This is a genomic window from Cronobacter sp. HA18003 (genome assembly GCF_011605905.1).
In the GTDB taxonomy this organism is placed as follows: Bacteria; Pseudomonadota; Gammaproteobacteria; order Enterobacterales; family Enterobacteriaceae; genus Cronobacter; species Cronobacter sakazakii.
Map to the genome: position 1 here is coordinate 1160202 of NZ_JAANQO010000011.1, position 16609 is coordinate 1176810.

The following is a 16609-nucleotide window of genomic DNA, read 5'->3' on the forward strand; positions in this document are numbered from 1 at the left end:
ACGCCTGGGCCGGGTGATATATACAAGGACGGTGAACACGTTCCGTTCGCCATAATGTTCCCTTTATATGGATGCTCGTTTCACGCGAACGTGCAAAGGGGGCTCGCCGCCGCCCCCTTTGCAATCCCGGCTCCCGGCGGAAAATCGGCCCTGATGGGCCGATTTTTTTTGAGCCGGAATAAAACCATCACCTTACCGTTTGTTTTGTGGCGGGTTAAAAAAACGGTGGGTGCGCTTCGCTTACCCACCCTACGAACCACGTGACGCTGATGCCGCCATCACATCCATTCCTCTTCCTTTATTACACGCAAAAAAAAGCCGCCCCGTGTGGGGCGGCTGTTCTCATTGCGTGTTATCAGAAGCTGACTTTCAGCGTCACCTGGCCACCGTAGCCGCCGGTACCGGCGTCGTCGATGGTTTTGGTGTAACCGGCGCGAACGCCGAGCGTCACGTTGTCGCGGATCTGGCCGTCGATACCCACATCCAGCGCGGCGGCGGTGCCGTCCTGATCCGGATTGAAGGAGACCTCGCTGCCTGCCACACCCGGCGCGCTCACGTTAACGTCACCTTTGGAGTCAAACGTCTGGATAAAGGACGGACGCACCCACCAGCTTACCGGCGGCGGGTTGCCGCTCTCTTTCAGCGTCGCGTTGTTGCCAAAGCGCAGACCGGCACGCACCTGCTGGCTGTGACCGTCGCCGAACTGCACATCAGCAGCATCGTCGTTACCATCTTTCAGGTTCACGCCGCGGTACTGGTATTGCACCTGCGGTTCGAGCACCAGGCCGCTGCCGATATCAAACGGCAGACCGGTTTCGAAGGAGCCCACATAGCCCCAGCCGTGCGTTTTCATGCCGTCGCCGTCGCGCGGGTTGGTATCGAAGTTATGACGCGTACCCTGCGCCACCACATCAACCCACCAGCCGCTCTCATGCACGCCATTGACATACAGACCGGCGCTGTACGCGTCGTCACGCACCGTACCCGCTTTCGATTTCTCGCTGCGCTGAACGTCGATAGCCGACAGACCTGCCGCACCGTAGATGCCGACACCCCATTCCATCGAGGATGCCTGGCCTCTCCACAGATCGCTACCGATCTGCAGGAAGGTGTAGCCGCCTTTGCTTTCCGGCGTGTTGCCGTTACGCAGATCCGCACCGCCATGATCGTGGCTCAGCTGGCCTGCCTGGAAGCGCGCCCACAGGTTGCTGCCATCTTCAGACGGGCTGCGTGCCGCGTAGCGACGGCTGTCGAGCGAGCCAAGCAGCGCGCTGTCGTAGTCCATCGCCTGCGCATACAGCGAGGTGTAGAGATACATGGCTGAACGGTAGTTCTGCGGGCCGTTTTCATCGCCGCTACCGGACGCGGTCGTCAGATACCAGCTTTCGTTGCCAGCGCCCTGACGCAGGCTGTAGTTATACGCCCCCGCCTGCAGGTTGTTGGCAAGGCTGAACGCATCGTCGGTGGTGGTCGCACCGTTGATGGCATTCACAACCTGGATGCCGTCGCCGGTGGTGCGTGCACCGAGGCCACCCTGATTACGGATAGCGATGCGGGTGTTGCCGGTCGCGGTGCCGCCGTCAAGGATCAGGCTGTCGGTGGTCGCCGTACCGCCCTGAAACAGGGTGTTCAGGGTGATCGTACCGCCGTTACCTGTCAGATTAGTAACCGTCAGGGTTTTCGGAACGAACGCGCCCGTCGGTGCCTGGTAATCGATGGAGCCGCCGAGCGTCAGGTTGTCCAGCAACGAGTTGCCGGTCATCAGCCAGGTGGAGCCAGCGTCAACGGTCAGATCGGTCGGGTCAATCATACCGGTGAGCGAGGTGCCGTTGGTCAGTTGCAGCGAGGTGCCGAGCTGCGCGATAACGTCCGTCACCGCTTCGAGGCCGCTGAAGACCAGCGTACCGCTCTGCAGCCAGGTGCCGCCGGTCTGCTTCAGAATACCGCTGACGGTCAGTTTGCCGTCGCCGTCTTTGTACAGGCTGCCGGTGCCGTTGATATTTGCGGCAATGGTGTTGTCGCTCTTATCGGTGGTCACGCTCAGCTTGCCGGTATTGGTGACGTTGCCCGCGATGGCCGAGCCATCTTTCAGCGCGGTGGTGCCGGTCAGGATACCGCCATCCGCCACGTTGAGTTTACCGCCATCCTGCACCACGGTGTTGTTGGCGATACCGTCTGCTGCAACAGTCAGCACGCCGCCGCCTTCCAGCAGTACGCTGTTCGCCAGTTTATTGGCGATAGAGAACTGACCCAGCGCGTTGGTGCCGTTAACCGTTGTGTCGGTGCCGGCGATAATGCCCGCGCCGCTGTTAAGATCGATGTTGGTCGCTTCGGCCGCATCCGCCACCGCCAGCATACCGCCCTGGTGAATGATGGTCTGGTCGGCGACACCGCCTTTACGGATGTACTGTACGCCGCCTTTGGTCACGGTGGTCGCGATAGCCGTACCGCCCAGCGTCACGCTCTGGCTGCCGTTTTCGCTGACGGTGGAAGACGCCACCGTACCGCCGTTATTGACGACCTGATCGCCCACCACGGTGTTGTCGATGACAATACCGCCTTCATTGACGTTCTGGATCCCGCCCGCCTTGATGATGGTCGAAATCACCGTACCGCCGCTGTTGACGTTCTGCGTACCGCCCAGATTGATGGTGGTGCTGGTCGCCGTACCGCCGGTCAGCACGTTCTGAACGCCGCCGTATTCAATATTGGTATTGAAAGCCTGGCCGCCGTTGTAGATATTCTGCGCAGTGCGGCCATACAGGCTGGTGTTTTTCGCCACACCGCCGCGGTAGACGTTCTGTACCGCGTCAGCCGCGAGTTCAGCGCCATCAGCGGTACCGCGCACGTTCTGTACGGAGCCGTTAATCAGCACGGTATTCTCAGCCGTAGCGCCCGCGCCGATGTTCTGGACAGCGCCGGTATCCATACTGGTGTTCACGGCGCGACCGCCGCTCAGCAGGTTTTGCTCGCCGCCGCGGTTATTGGTTTCGGTAACCACCGCGCCGTTGTAGACGGTCTGTTTCGCATCGTCGTTCAGCCAGGTTGAGGTGACGTTCGCGCCTGCATACACGCGCTGTTCGCCATTCTCATACAGTTCGGAGCCGATAGACGTCCCGTAAACATCCATCACGCCGTTGTCGAAGACCATCGTCACGTCTGCCAGGGCGTCTTTGTTTACGCGCTGGTAGCCGTTGTTTTGCAGAATGGTCACGATGGAGTGGCCGTCCACAATCTGCGTGCCTTCCACGACAGTGAAATCGGTGGTGCCGCCGGTAAAGACGTTTTCTCTGCCGCCCGTGGCGATGGTGCCGCCGTAGGTGTAACCGCCGGAATTAACGTTCTGAACGCCGCCTTTCTCGACGCGGGTGTCGAAGGCTTTACCGCCGCTGCCGATATTCTGGGTGCCGCCCAGCAGTCGGGTCGCCAGCGCCTGCGCGCCGTTGTTGACGTGCTGCTCGCCGCCGTTCATCACGGTAGAGATAGCGACCGCCGAGTTAGCCAAAATCTGGGTGCCGCCGGCGTTAATCACGGTGCTGCGCGACCAGCCGTACGGGTCGACAATCTGCTGCCCGCCGTTGTTAATCACCGCGTCGAACGACTGACCATCGACGCGCTGGACGCCGCCGCTGTTGACCAGCGTGCCTTTCGCGTGACCGCTCGCCATGATGAGCTGCACGCCGCCGTCGCTGATGCTGGTGCCGGACGCGGTGCCTTCAACCAGCTGCGTGCCGCCGCCAAAGACGGTGCCGTCAGACGCCGCGCCGCCCAGTTTCACGTGCTGGACGCCGCCGCTGTGAACGATAGAGCCCGCCGCCAGACCGCCCACATTCACGATTTGCAGGCCGCCGTCGTTGATGACCGCAGAGATAGCCGTGCCGTCAACCGCCTGGGTGCCGCCCTGGTTGATTTGCGCGTCCACCGCTTTCCCGGTTTCCTGCACGAGCTGCGTGCCACGGTCGCCAATGCTGGTGCCGGACGCTGTACCCGCCACCACCTGGGTGCCGCCTGCGAAGATTTTCGCAGTAGACGACGCGCCGCCTTTGTTGATGTGTTGCAGGCCGCCGCTGGTGACGATAGATCCGCGCGCCAGGCCGCCGTTGTTGATAATCTGCGTACCGCCATCTTTCACGACCGCGGACGTCACGGTACCGTCGACGCTCTGTACGCCGCCGCGGTTCACGTGAGTATCGTTCGCCATCCCGGTTTTGGTGACGAGCTGAACACCGCCGTCGCTGATGCTGGTGCCGGACGCCATGCCCGCAACCACCTGAGCGCCGCCGCCAAAGATAACGCCATCGGACGACGCGCCGCCGAAGTTAATATGCTCCAGACCGCCGCTGTTAACCGTGGTGGCACGCGCCAGACCGCCGCTGTTGACGAGCTGGATGCCGTCTTTATTCACGACCGCCGAGGTGGCCGTGCCGTCAACGCGTTGCAGACCGCCCGCGTTCACCAGCGATGCGAAAGCCAGACCGCCGGTTTTCACATGCTGAATAGCGCCCTGACCGATAACGGTACGACCCGCCGTACCGGAGACCGACTGAATGCCGCCGAGCAGCACGGAATCTGACGCCGCGCCGCCCAGTTTCACATCCTGAACGCCGCCGCTGCGCACCACGGTGCTGTTGGCGTGGCCGCCGTTCTGCACCAGCTGTACGCCGCCGTCGTTGATGGTCGCGTAGTTGGCGGTACCATCGACATTCTGCAGACCGCCGCTGTTAACGGTCGCGCTAACCGATTTACCGGTCGCTTCGATATGCTGCTCCGCGCCAGAGTCGATCTGCGTGTTGGACGCGGTGCCCGCAAGCTGCTGCACGCCGCCAAACAGATGCGCGTCGGCAGAGGCGCCGCCCACGGAGACGTGTTGCAGACCGCCGCTGTTGACCTGGGTGTTTTTCGCCAGGCCGCCGCTGTTAACAATCTGGGTGCCGCCGTCTTTGACGATGGCGGAAATCGCCGTGCCGTCAACGGCCTGAGTACCGCGATTGTTGATTTGCGTGCCGGTCGCCTGGCCTGTCACCTGCACCTGCTGCGAGCCGCCGTCGTTCACGCTGGTGCCGGATGCGTTGCCGGAAACCTGCTGGATGCCGCCGCCGAAGACGACGCTGTCAGAGGCGGAGCCGCCTTCTGCCACATACTGCAGGCCGCCGCTGTTGATCGCCGTGCTGTCCGCTTTGCCACCGCGGTTAACGAGCTGAATGCCTTTGTCATTGATGGTGGTGGTTTTTGCAGTACCGTCGACGCGCTGCAGACCGCCTGCGTTAATGAGCGTGCCGGAGGCATTCGCGCCCACCTGCACATGCTGCACGCCGCCGTCGCCGATGATGGTGTCGCCCGCCGTACCCGCCAGTTGTTGCGTGCCGCCAAGCAAAATGGAGCCCGAGGCCGCGCCGCCGAGTTTCACATCCTGCACGCCGCCGCTGCGCACCACGGTGCTGTTGGCGTGGCCGCCGGTCTGAATCAGTTGGGTGCCGCCGTCGTTCACGGTGGCGAAATTCGCGGTGCCGTCCACGTTTTGCAGGCCGCCGCTGTTGACCGTCGCGCTGACAGAAAGGCCTGTCGCTTCGATATGCTGTTCGCCGCCAGCGTCAATCTGCGTGTTAGACGCGGTGCCCGCGAGCTGCTGCGTACCGCCAAAGAGATGCGCATCGGCAGACGCGCCGCCGAGCGACACATGCTGCAGGCCGCCGCTGTTGACCTGGGTATCTTTCGCGAGACCGCCCTTGTTGACGAGCTGAGTACCGCCCTCTTTCACCACGGCCGAGATTGCCGTGCCGTCAACGGCCTGGGTACCGCGATTGTTGATCTGGGTGCCGATCGCTTTACCGGTCACCTGCACCTGCTGGGAACCGCCGTCGTTCACGCTGGTGCCGGACGCCATGCCGGAAACCTGCTGAATACCGCCGCCAAAAACGGTGCCTTCAGAGGCCGCACCGCCCTGGGCGATGTATTGCAGACCGCCGCTGTGAACCGCGGTGTTGTCCGCAAGGCCGCCGCTGTTGACCAGCTGGATGCCTTTGTCATTGATGGTCGTGTCTTTCGCGGTCCCGTCGACGCGCTGCAGGCCGCCTGCGTTAATCAGCGAGCCGGACGCCGAACCGCCGGTTTTCACATGCTGTACGCCGCCGTCGCCAATGATGGTGCCGCCCGCGTTGCCCGCGAGCTGCTGCGTGCCGCCGAGAAGAATGGAGTCAGACGCCGAACCGCCGAGGGCCACGTCCTGAATGCCGCCGTCGCGCACCACGGTGCTGTTGGCATGACCGCCGGTCTGCACCAGTTGCACACCGCCGTCTTTGATAGTGGCGTAGTTGGCCGTGCCGTCGACATTCTGCAGACCGCCGCTGTTGACCGTCGCGCTCACGGAAAGCCCGGTCGCTTCGATATGCTGCTGTGCACCGGCATCGATCTGGGTGTTTGACGCCGTACCGGCGAGCTGTTGCGTGCCGCCGAAAAGATGCGCATCGGCAGACGCGCCGCCGAGCGACACATGCTGCAGGCCGCCGCTATTGACCTGGGTGTTTTTCGCAAGGCCGCCACGGTTGACTATCTGAGTACCGCCGTCTTTGACGATGGCGGAAATCGCCGTGCCGTCAACGGCCTGGGTACCGCGATTGTTGATTTGCGCATCGCGAGACTGACCACCAACCTGCACCTGCTGGCTACCGCCGTCGTTGATGCTGGTGCCGGATGCAGTGCCAGAAACCTGCTGAATGCCGCCGCCAAAGATCACGCCATCAGAGGAGGAACCGCCCGCGCTGACATACTGCACGCCGCCATTATTAACGGTGGTGTTACGGGCATAACCGCCGCGCTCCACCAGCTGATGGCCCCCGTCGTTGACCACGGCGGAGATGGACGTGCCGTCAACCGACTGCGTACCGCCATTATTGATAATGGTGGTGGTTGCCGTGCCGCTCGCCTGTACGTGTTGCTCGCCGCCATTGCCGACAACGGTATGCACCGCTGAACCGGCTACCTGCTGTACGCCACCCTCGAGAACAACCGTTCTCTGCGCCTGGCCATCTTTTTCCACGAACTGCAAACCGTCATTGATGACAGTGCCGTTCGCCACGCCCTGCTGGCGAACAATCTGAACGCCGCCATCATTCAGCGTGGTTTTCTGTGTCAGCCCGCCTGCGACAATCTGATTGCCCTGCGCGCCGATGATATGATTTGTCGTCGTCCCGCCGACCAGAACCTGCTGGGTGCCGTTCTGCACCAGCTCATCCTGTACCGACGAGGTGACATCGGGCGTGAACGCGAACGCGCCGCCGCTGGCAAGCGAACTCCCTACCGCTGCCGTCAACAACACCGCCCCGCTGGCGCGTTTGCCCTTCGCTCGCGTGAGCTCGGAGACCACAATAAACGCGCGCTGGACTTCACTCCACACCAGCCGGTAACTGCAATTAAGACTTCTCTTCATATTGATGCCCTCGAAACCCGCTCAGACGCCGTTATGCGGCATGCTGATTTGGGTCTGCCAATGCTGTTGTTTTGATGTCGAATGGGTTGCTTTTCAGGGAGATCAGCCGACGTAAGTGGCCAATCACCTGTTTACCCGTGATAAAACGCGTGCACTCGTACTGCCGGTCCGTGCCTTTGTGGCGCGGACACCAGAAATAGTCCTGATGGTCAAAATTAAGCCGCACGTCATCCCAGCAGCCGTTGCAGACGTGGGTATTGATGACCCGCCAGGGGGTATAAAACTCGCTGGCCGGCAGGCTGAAACCGCTAATCAGCACCACCGGAATGCGACAGCCCCAGGCAAGCCAGGAAAGACCGCTGCCGAGGCCGATGAAAAACTCTGCGTGTTCGAGCAGCGCCACGCGGTCGCGCAGCGGCAGGTTGCCGGTGAAATCTTCCGCACCGTGGGGGATTTTGTTCCAGACATAGCCGCGCCCGACAACACGCTCTTTGTCGATGCACAGCACGCGGTAGCCCTGCGCTTTCAGAAATTCGATCACCTCATGCCAGCCGGTGCCGTTATTCCAGAATTTGGCCTGGCTGGTGGATTGCGTGGCGATGCAGACATAGGGTTCGGCTATCTGGCGCGGGGAATGGACGCGCAGGTCCGGGACGATTTCGCTCGGGTCGACGCCCAGAATATGGCCTGCCGTGCGGTGCAACCCGACCGCGCGAAAATCAAACGGCTGCTTGTCAAGATCGCCCTGGAAGAACAGCCCGACGCGCCAGGTCGCGTAAGGCGGCTCGCGGTGCGTCCGCTGGCTTGCCCAGTTCTCCGGTGCGTAAAACTGCAACTGTGGGTAGACGGGCGCGAAAAGATCGATAATCGGCTGCGCCATCGTGCATTCCACCTGGCAGCCGTAAGTCTGACGAAAGCGTTCGGCATAGGGCACCCATCCCACAAGATCGCCCAGCGTGCCGGTGGGAAAGGAGATCAGCACCGTTTTGTCGCGCATATCGAGCGCGTGGTCGAGCAGCGGTTCGCTCTGCCCTTTTTTCCAGACCTGTAACCGAAACGGGACATAGTATTTCTTGGTACTAATTACCCAGCCTTCGGCGATATCACTCGCAAAAAGTATATTTCCCGTTTCGTCATCGCTTATTTCGACGCGCCAGTCACCTGCGGGAAGCAGCAGTCTGGCGCCGTCATTGAAATCGTACAAAATGCCTTCCGGACCCTGCTGTGTGGGTATTTCCGGGGGTAAAATAAAGGCGTAGCCATTACTGGCAGATGAAGAAAGCGTCATCGCCATACCTACCTTAATTATCAGTATCAGGGTTATGCTGCTATTAAATAATTAACCCAATGTGTTTCAGACACACGTCAACTCTCGGCGCGCTGTTGCCCGAGACAGTTATTTATCCGACATCTTTCCCGTTCCTTGAGCCATCTTAAAGCTGGTTTTAGTGTAGCTACATCGTTACTTATTGCAAATTTTTACCAAATATAAAAGTCCTTCTAAATCATATAGATGAAGAAATGTCACTCTGAGTGACTTTTCACTAAAGCTAAACTTTACAAGCATTTAGCTCTGCTATAGAGACACTCTTTTAGGATTATCCTTACCTTGCAATACGCAGATCAGGCTATTTTCGGGTAGGGAGAATATATTAACCGGGCGACAAGCCAGGCGCTAAAAACATATTCTTTGAAGGATTTCAATAGGACAACCGGAAGCTATAGGCTTTTTCTTAAGACAGATATTAGTAGGGATTGGTTACTGACAGCCATTAATTAATGAATAAAAAATAAACACCTACACCTGAAATCTTATGTGAATAATGATTTTTAGGATTAATGCATAAACGATAATAGATATTCCGAAACGTTTTGGGTTGATGAATATATTTTGAGCGTGTTGTTTTATAATTGCGAGCGCATTCACAAGACAGTTGTACAATAACGACGCGCCTATAACGTTTTGTCATCCTTCCTTAACGGGTAAGTAACAGAAACGAAGCGGTGGCAGCTTTTCCATTATGAAACAGCGTTTTTAATTCCTTTCTGTCCTGGTGGAAGCTATAATGCGGGCATTCTAACTTGAATGGTTTCAGCACATTGGATATCGCCTTTACCGTCGAACAATCACTCACTCGCCGCCTGGCTGAACCACAAGCACACTTTCTCCTGCACGCTTTTTTGATGTCACCTATCCTTAGGCTGTGGCATCACAACTTTCGCAACACAAGTTTACCCAAACGGCAGAGTACGCCGCAGGGCATGATTTCCATATCCTTCAACTAAAGATTAAGACTGTCATGAAAAAGACGAAAATTGTTTGCACCATCGGCCCGAAAACCGAATCCGAAGAAATGCTGACCAAAATGCTCGACGCGGGCATGAACGTGATGCGCCTTAACTTCTCCCACGGCGATTACGAAGAACACGGTCAGCGCATCAAAAACCTGCGCAATGTTCTCGCGAAAACCGGCAAGCAAGCCGCCATTCTGCTGGACACGAAAGGCCCGGAAATCCGCACCATCAAACTGGAAGGCGGCAACGATGTCTCCCTGAAAGCGGGCCAGACCTTTACCTTTACCACCGACAAATCCGTTGTCGGCAACAGCGAAATCGTTGCGGTGACCTACGAAGGCTTCACCAAAGACCTTTCCGTCGGCAACACCGTGCTGGTGGATGACGGCCTGATCGGCATGGAAGTCACAGCCATCGAAGGCAACAAAGTCATCTGTAAAGTGCTGAACAACGGCGATCTGGGTGAAAACAAAGGCGTTAACCTGCCGGGCGTTTCCATCGCGCTGCCGGCACTGGCTGAAAAAGACAAGAAAGACCTGATTTTCGGCTGCGAGCAGGGCGTCGACTTTGTGGCGGCCTCCTTTATTCGTAAACGCTCTGACGTCGAAGAAATTCGCCAGCACCTGAAAGCGCACGGCGGCGAGCACATCCAGATCATCTCCAAAATCGAAAACCAGGAAGGCCTGAACAACTTCGACGATATCCTCGAAGCGTCTGACGGCATCATGGTCGCGCGTGGCGACCTGGGCGTGGAAATCCCGGTAGAAGAAGTGATCTTCGCGCAGAAGATGATGATCGAAAAATGTATCCGCGCGCGTAAAGTCGTTATCACCGCAACGCAGATGCTGGATTCCATGATTAAGAACCCGCGTCCGACCCGCGCTGAAGCAGGCGACGTGGCGAACGCCATTCTCGACGGCACCGATGCTGTGATGCTGTCCGGCGAATCCGCGAAAGGCAAATACCCGCTGGAAGCGGTAACCATCATGGCGACCATCTGCGAGCGTACCGACCGCGTGATGACCAGCCGTCTGGAGTTTAACAACGACAGCCGTAAACTGCGTATCACTGAAGCCGTCTGCCGCGGTGCGGTAGAAACGGCCGAGAAGCTGGAAGCGCCGCTGATCGTGGTGGCGACCGAAGGCGGTAAATCCGCGAAATCCGTTCGTAAATACTTCCCGGACGCGACTATCCTCGCGCTGACCACCAACGAACTGACCGCGCGTCAGCTGGTGCTGAGCAAAGGCGTGGTGCCGCAGCTGGTGAAAGAGATCTCTTCTACGGATGATTTCTATCGTCTGGGTAAAGATGCCGCACTGGAAAGTGGTCTCGCGAAGAAAGGCGATGTGGTGGTAATGGTCTCTGGCGCACTGGTACCGAGCGGTACGACCAATACCGCGTCTGTACACGTCCTGTAATAATATCCACCTATTTTTATGTATGATTAAAAAAGGCGCCGCGAGGCGCCTTTTAATTTGGCTTAAATAGACGCTGTGAATAAAAAAGCAAATCGGATTTCACTATTTAAGATTGTTTTTTTCTAAGATGAATCCGATGAAAGTTAGCTGTTTTCCCTCAATTTTTTTAATGATCCGCGTAAGGTCGATGCTTCTTTGAGCGAACGATCAAAATTAAGCGTATTCCCATCAAAAAAATATTCTCAACCTAAAAAACTTTGTGTAATACTTGTAACGCTACATGGAGATTAACTCAATCTAGAGGGTATTAATAATGAATCGTACTAAACTGGTACTGGGCGCGGTAATCCTGGGTTCTACTCTGCTGGCTGGTTGCTCCAGCAACGCTAAAATCGATCAGCTGTCTTCTGACGTTCAGACTCTGAACGCTAAAGTTGACCAGCTGAGCAACGACGTGAACGCAATGCGTTCCGACGTTCAGGCTGCTAAAGACGACGCAGCTCGCGCTAACCAGCGTCTGGACAACATGGCTACTAAATACCGTAAGTAATAGTACCGTGTGAAAGAAAAATGGCGCACATTGTGCGCCATTTTTTTTGCCTGTCTCCTGCCCTCTCGCCTCTTCTGTTTTTACGCTCTGCGCTGATAACCAAAATCCGATGCCATAAACTTCCCCATCACCGGGTTGCAGCCAGACACGATCAATGAATCGTTACGCGCCCTGCTGTGGGCTCTGCCGCCTCAGAGAGCGTCTCACCGCCTGACGGCATCACAGCCGCTTTCACGCTCTGTATCGTCGTCACGGGCGCAGGCGTCGTGCTGTGTGCATCCACCTGAACGGGATAGCCCGCCCTGCGCGTCAGCGCGTTATCCACCGCCACCGCGTCGGTGCCTGCGTCATCAATAAACTGTCCGAAAGCGGCGTTAATCGCCACGGGCATGGTCTGCGGATTATCGGCATCGCTGCGTGAGAGCGGCTGGTGCACTTCCACGTAGCGCCGTCCGTCCGGCTCCGTTGAATATTTCACCGGTTCATTGATGATTTGCACCCGCGTGCCCCACGCCACCTGGGTAAACAGCGATTTGATATCGGCGGCGCGCATACGGATACAACCTGAACTTGCGCGCAGCCCGATACTGCTGCGGGCATTGGTGCCGTGAATAAGATATTCGCCGCCACCCTGCTGTAAACGCAGCGCAAAGCGCCCTAATGGGTTATTTGGCCCGGCGGGTATCACAGCAGGCAGCGTGATGCCCTGCGCCTGTGAGCGCGCGCGCATGGCGGCGGTTGGCGTCCAGGTCGGGTTGGGGATTTTCTGGATGATGCGCGTGGTCATGACCGGCGTTTCGCGCCCCGTCAGGCCGATGCCTATCGGATAGACCTCCACGCGGTTCTCGCCTGGCGGATAGTAGTAAAGGCGCAGCTCAGCGAGATTAACCACTATCCCCTCGCGCGGCGTGTCGGGCAGCAGCATCTGCGAGGGGATCGTCAGCTCGCTGCCGGGCATCGGCAGATAAGGGTCAACCGTATTATTAGCTTCCAGCAGTAACAGCACGCCGGTCTGATATCGCTCGGCGATTTTCTCAAGGCTTTGACTGTTTGCAGGAACAAGCCAGGTCTGGTTCTGGCCAATCAGGCGGCTGCCGGGCGGCGGGAGCAGGTAATCCACCGCCGACGCCTGCGTCGCGCCCATCAGCAGCAGCGCGAACAGCGGGAAGGAAAAAATCGGTTTCATAAGCACGACCTGTTTTCACCGGCGAGGCCGGAATGCAGAACATCCGCGAGGCCGCAGAGGCCACGCGTGACGAGGAAAAGCCGTGCTTTAAGATTAGCTCAGGTCGGCGGCTTTCGCGCGAATCGCGCGGATCATCGCCTCTAAGCCCTGAGAGCGGGACGGGGTGAGGTGCTGGGTAAGCGACATCTCTTCAAACCACGGACGCACATCGAAGTTTACGATGTCCTGCGCCGTCATCTGCTGGTAGAGCGCGAACACCACGGCGATAAGCCCTTTGACGATGGCGGCATCGCTGTCGCCGCGCATCTCAATCACGCCGTTCTCGCCTGGGTTCATCACAATCCAGACCTGGCTCTGGCAGCCCTGAATGCGGTGCGCGGGCGTGCGCTCGGCGTCATCAAGCGGTGCCAGGCGCTGCCCCAGCTCGATGATATAGAGATATTTTTCTTCCCAGTTGGCGCAGCGGTTGAAGTTACGCAGCAGTTTTTCTTTTTCCGGCAAACCAGCCATTCTCGCTCCTTTTAGCCTAACAAACGATGAATGCGGATAAGCCCGGCCACCAGCCGGTCCACTTCATCTTCGGTATTGTACATCGCGAGCGACGCGCGACACATCGCAGGCACGCCGTAAAACTCCATCAGCGGCATCGCGCAGTGATGGCCGGTGCGTACCGCAATACCGTAATTATCGAGAAAACTGCCCACGTCATAGGCGTGGTGCTTGCCAAGATTAAACGCGATAACGCCAAGGCGCTCCTGTGGGCCATAAATCTGTAAGTCCGGCACCGCCTGCAACTCGCGCAGCGCATACGCCATCAGCGTGCGCTCGTAATCGTGAATATTCTCAAGGCCAATGGCATCGACATAATCCATCGCCGCGCCAAGGGCGATAATGCCGCCCGTGTTCGGCGTTCCGGCTTCAAACCGCCACGGCGCTGCCGCCCAGGTGGTGCCTTCGGTCAGGCTGACGGTCGCGATCATCGCCCCGCCCCCTTCCCACGGCGGCATCGCCTGCAGAATCTCTTCTTTGGCGTAGAGAATGCCGATCCCGGTCGGCCCGTAAAGCTTATGGCCAGAGAAGAGATAGAAATCGCAGTCCAGCGCCTGTACGTCTACTTTGTGGTGCATCACCGCCTGCGCGCCGTCCACCAGCACTTTGACGCCCGCCTGGTGCGCCGTCGCGATAATGTCCGCGATCGGGTTTTCGGTGCCGAGCACGTTAGAGACGTGCGTCACCGCCAGCAGGCGGGTGCGCTCGTCCATCAGCGACGGCAGTTTATCGAGCTGTAGCGTGCCGTCCTGGTTAATCGGCAACACGCGAAGCTCAGCGCCGGTACGCGCGCAGAGCATCTGCCAGGGCACGATATTGGCGTGATGCTCCATCGCCGTGACGATCAGGTTATCGCCCGCGTGCAGCTGGCTGTCGCCCCAGCTGTTCGCCACCAGGTTTATCCCCTCGGTGGTGCCGCGCACAAACACAATCTCTTCCGGCAGACGCGCGTTAATGAACTGCGCGGCGCGAGTGCGCACAGCTTCCATACGCTGGGTCGCGTCCGCACTCAGGGTATGGATACCGCGATGCACCGCCGCGTAGCCGTGGCGGTAGAACTCCGCCTCAGCCTCAATCACCGCCGTCGGCTTCTGCGCGCTGGCGGCGCTGTCGAGATAGGCCAGCGGCTGGCCGTTAACCTCGCGCGTCAGCACCGGGAAGTCGCTGCGGATCTGCTGTAGAGAAAAACTCATGCCTCTCCCCCTGCAAAGCGCTGGCCGATACGCGCCAGCACCTGCTGTTTCAGCGCTTCGTCGTGGATGCTTTCGGTCAGCTCCGCGGCAAAGGCGTAAATGATCATCTGCTGCGCCGCCTGTTCGTTAATACCGCGCGAGCGCAGATAGAACATCTGTTCGTCGTCGATGCGACCCACGGTAGCGCCGTGGCTGCATTTCACGTCATCGGCGTAGATTTCCAACTGCGGTTTGGTGTCCACTTCCGCCAGCCTGCCGAGCAGCAGGTTGTTGTTGGTCATCTGGCCGTCGGTTTTAATGGCGTGCTGCGCCACTTTAATCAGCCCGTTAAATACCGCGCGGCCTTTGTCGCGCACGATGGTTTTATGCAGCTGGCGGCTGTTGCAGTAGCCTTTGTTGTGCTCAAGCCAGGTGCGGGTGTCGCACACCTCGTTATTCACCGGCAGCGCCAGACTGTTCACGCGAAGCGTAATGTTCTCGCCGTTGAGCTGCGTGCTGGTGTTGTGGCGCAATACGCCCGCGCCCAGCAGATAGCTGCTGCTGGCGGCATGGGCATCCTGCGACACGATTAAATCGTTATGCGCGAAGTGCCAGCTCACCGGGTTTTCAAACGCGAGCTTGTAGTGATTAAGCTGCGCGTTAGCGCCCACCTGCATGGTCAGGCGCGCGCCGGTGAAGTGCGGTTTTTCGTCACGGCTGACGTAATGCTCGATAACCGTCGCCTGCGCGCCTTCGGCAAGCTCCAGATGATGACGATAATGCACGGTGTTGATTTCATCGCCCGCACGGCCCGCGCTGATGTGCATCAGGAGAAGCGCTTTTGACGGCTTCTGGTTACGCGCCACGTGGATATGCGTCACGCTCTGCGCCAGGCTTTCGGTCAGGTGTAAAAATGCCTCCGGCTGCACCGGCGTGGTCAGCCCGCGGCGGCTGTCGTTCACGCTTATCTCAAAGCCGCTGTTGTCCGTCGCGTCGCTCAGTTCCGGCACGAAGTGACCATCGATGAACACGAGACGCAGCGCGTCAACGGGCAGCGCCAGCGTGCTCAGTGCCTCACGGCTCAGCGCCTCGGCAACCGGCACCACGAAATCGTGCTTCAGCAGGCCGTCGAGCGGCGTGTATTTCCAGTCTTCATGTTTACGGGTCGGAAGGCCGAGGCGCAGCAGCTGTTGCAGATGCTCGCGCGCCTCTTCTGAGCGCTCCCCGCCCTGCGCTTCAAACAGGCGATGCCACTGTTGCAGCGCGTTACTGCTGTTCGGTAAGCCAGCCATAGCCCTGCTCCTCCAGCTGTTTGACCAGAGAGAAGTCGCCAGACTTCACGATGCGCCCCTGGTAGAGCACATGGACGAAATCGGGCTTGATGTAGTCCAGAATGCGCTGATAGTGGGTGACGATGATAAATGAACGCTTACCGTCGCGCAGCGCGTTCACGCCTTCGGAGACGATTTTCAGGGCGTCGATATCCAGGCCCGAGTCGGTTTCATCGAGAATACACAGGTCCGGCTCCAGCACCGCCATTTGCAGAATGTCGTTACGCTTTTTCTCACCGCCGGAGAAACCCACGTTAACGGAACGGGTCAGCAAGTCTTCCGGCATTTGCAGCAGCTTGATTTTCTCTTCCATCAGATCCTGGAAATCGAAACGATCAAGCTCTTCCTGGCCGCGATATTCGCGTACCGCATTCAGCGCGGTTTGCAGGAAGAACTGGTTGCTGACGCCCGGAATTTCTACCGGATACTGAAACGCCATAAAGATGCCTTCGCCTGCGCGCTCTTCCGGCGACAGCTCCAGCAGATCTTTGCCTTTGAAACGCACTTCGCCGCCGGTGATTTCATAATCTTCGCGCCCGGCAAGCGTCGCGGACAGCGTACTTTTGCCGGAGCCGTTCGGCCCCATGATGGCGTGTACTTCCCCCGGTTTTATTTCAAGGTTTAAACCGCGCAGGATCGCCTTCTCTTCCACACTGACCTGTAAATCTTTGATGCTTAACAT

At 58.5% G+C, this 16609-nt stretch carries 10 protein-coding genes; 3 read left to right on the top strand and 7 right to left on the bottom strand.

All coding sequences use genetic code 11. The features are described from left to right. Positions 1-355: 355 nt before the first annotated feature. Both G6041_RS06565 and G6041_RS06570 read right to left on the bottom strand, forming a co-directional pair. On the bottom strand, positions 356-7426 hold the full coding sequence (locus tag G6041_RS06565; RefSeq protein WP_012124974.1) for an AIDA repeat-containing protein: 7071 nt from the start codon (positions 7424-7426) through the stop codon (positions 356-358). A 31-nt stretch (positions 7427-7457) separates the two neighbouring features. Beyond that, positions 7458-8720, bottom strand: coding sequence for an autotransporter strand-loop-strand O-heptosyltransferase (locus tag G6041_RS06570; RefSeq protein ID WP_012124975.1), 1263 nt, complete (start codon positions 8718-8720; stop codon positions 7458-7460). Between the two features lie 806 nt (positions 8721-9526). On the opposite strand from G6041_RS06570, the gene ynhH reads away from it, so the two are divergent. The 3 genes from ynhH to lpp all read left to right on the top strand — a co-directional run bounded on the left by ynhH (position 9527) and on the right by lpp (position 11689). Beyond that, on the top strand, positions 9527-9712 hold the full coding sequence (gene ynhH / locus G6041_RS21665) for a protein YnhH (RefSeq protein WP_272891165.1): 186 nt from the start codon (positions 9527-9529) through the stop codon (positions 9710-9712). 14 nt (positions 9713-9726) lie between these two features. Continuing rightward, a complete protein-coding gene (pykF, locus tag G6041_RS06575; RefSeq protein ID WP_007696856.1) occupies positions 9727-11139 on the top strand; it encodes a pyruvate kinase PykF in 1413 nt (470 codons plus the stop codon). A gap of 313 nt (positions 11140-11452) precedes the next feature. Then, positions 11453-11689, top strand: a complete 237-nt coding sequence (lpp, locus tag G6041_RS06580; RefSeq protein ID WP_002443218.1) for a murein lipoprotein Lpp — start codon at positions 11453-11455, stop codon at positions 11687-11689. Positions 11690-11840: 151 nt separating this feature from the next. Here the strand turns inward: lpp and ldtE are convergent, their stop codons facing one another. The 5 genes from ldtE to sufC form a co-directional block, all read right to left on the bottom strand. Further along, positions 11841-12875 (bottom strand): L,D-transpeptidase LdtE, encoded by a 1035-nt coding sequence (gene ldtE / locus G6041_RS06585; RefSeq protein WP_012124977.1) that lies wholly within the window; start codon positions 12873-12875, stop codon positions 11841-11843. 93 nt (positions 12876-12968) lie between these two features. Further along, the gene (gene sufE / locus G6041_RS06590; RefSeq protein ID WP_007783745.1) at positions 12969-13385 is read right to left on the bottom strand and encodes a cysteine desulfuration protein SufE; all 417 of its coding nucleotides are present in this window, start codon (positions 13383-13385) and stop codon (positions 12969-12971) included. A gap of 11 nt (positions 13386-13396) precedes the next feature. After that, positions 13397-14617: a cysteine desulfurase SufS gene (gene sufS / locus G6041_RS06595; RefSeq protein WP_054628754.1), complete on the bottom strand. Its 1221-nt coding sequence runs from the start codon at positions 14615-14617 to the stop codon at positions 13397-13399. Beyond that, a complete protein-coding gene (gene sufD, locus G6041_RS06600; RefSeq protein WP_014729060.1) occupies positions 14614-15888 on the bottom strand; it encodes a Fe-S cluster assembly protein SufD in 1275 nt (424 codons plus the stop codon). The genes sufS and sufD overlap by 4 nt, the downstream gene beginning before the upstream one ends. Continuing rightward, entirely contained in the window at positions 15863-16609 is a 747-nt protein-coding gene (gene sufC / locus G6041_RS06605; RefSeq protein WP_004386232.1) for a Fe-S cluster assembly ATPase SufC, read from the bottom strand. The genes sufD and sufC overlap by 26 nt, the downstream gene beginning before the upstream one ends.

Bases quoted from the DNA above. Each gene is read 5' to 3' on its own strand.
- G6041_RS06565 (WP_012124974.1), bottom strand. From the start codon at position 7,426: ATGAAGAGAAGTCTTAATTGCAGTTACCGGCTGGTGTGGAGTGAAGTC.
- G6041_RS06570 (WP_012124975.1), bottom strand. From the start codon at position 8,720: ATGGCGATGACGCTTTCTTCATCTGCCAGTAATGGCTACGCCTTTATT.
- pykF (WP_007696856.1), top strand. From the start codon at position 9,727: ATGAAAAAGACGAAAATTGTTTGCACCATCGGCCCGAAAACCGAATCC.
- lpp (WP_002443218.1), top strand. From the start codon at position 11,453: ATGAATCGTACTAAACTGGTACTGGGCGCGGTAATCCTGGGTTCTACT.
- ldtE (WP_012124977.1), bottom strand. From the start codon at position 12,875: ATGAAACCGATTTTTTCCTTCCCGCTGTTCGCGCTGCTGCTGATGGGC.
- sufE (WP_007783745.1), bottom strand. From the start codon at position 13,385: ATGGCTGGTTTGCCGGAAAAAGAAAAACTGCTGCGTAACTTCAACCGC.
- sufS (WP_054628754.1), bottom strand. From the start codon at position 14,617: ATGAGTTTTTCTCTACAGCAGATCCGCAGCGACTTCCCGGTGCTGACG.
- sufD (WP_014729060.1), bottom strand. From the start codon at position 15,888: ATGGCTGGCTTACCGAACAGCAGTAACGCGCTGCAACAGTGGCATCGC.
- sufC (WP_004386232.1), bottom strand. From the start codon at position 16,609: ATGTTAAGCATCAAAGATTTACAGGTCAGTGTGGAAGAGAAGGCGATC.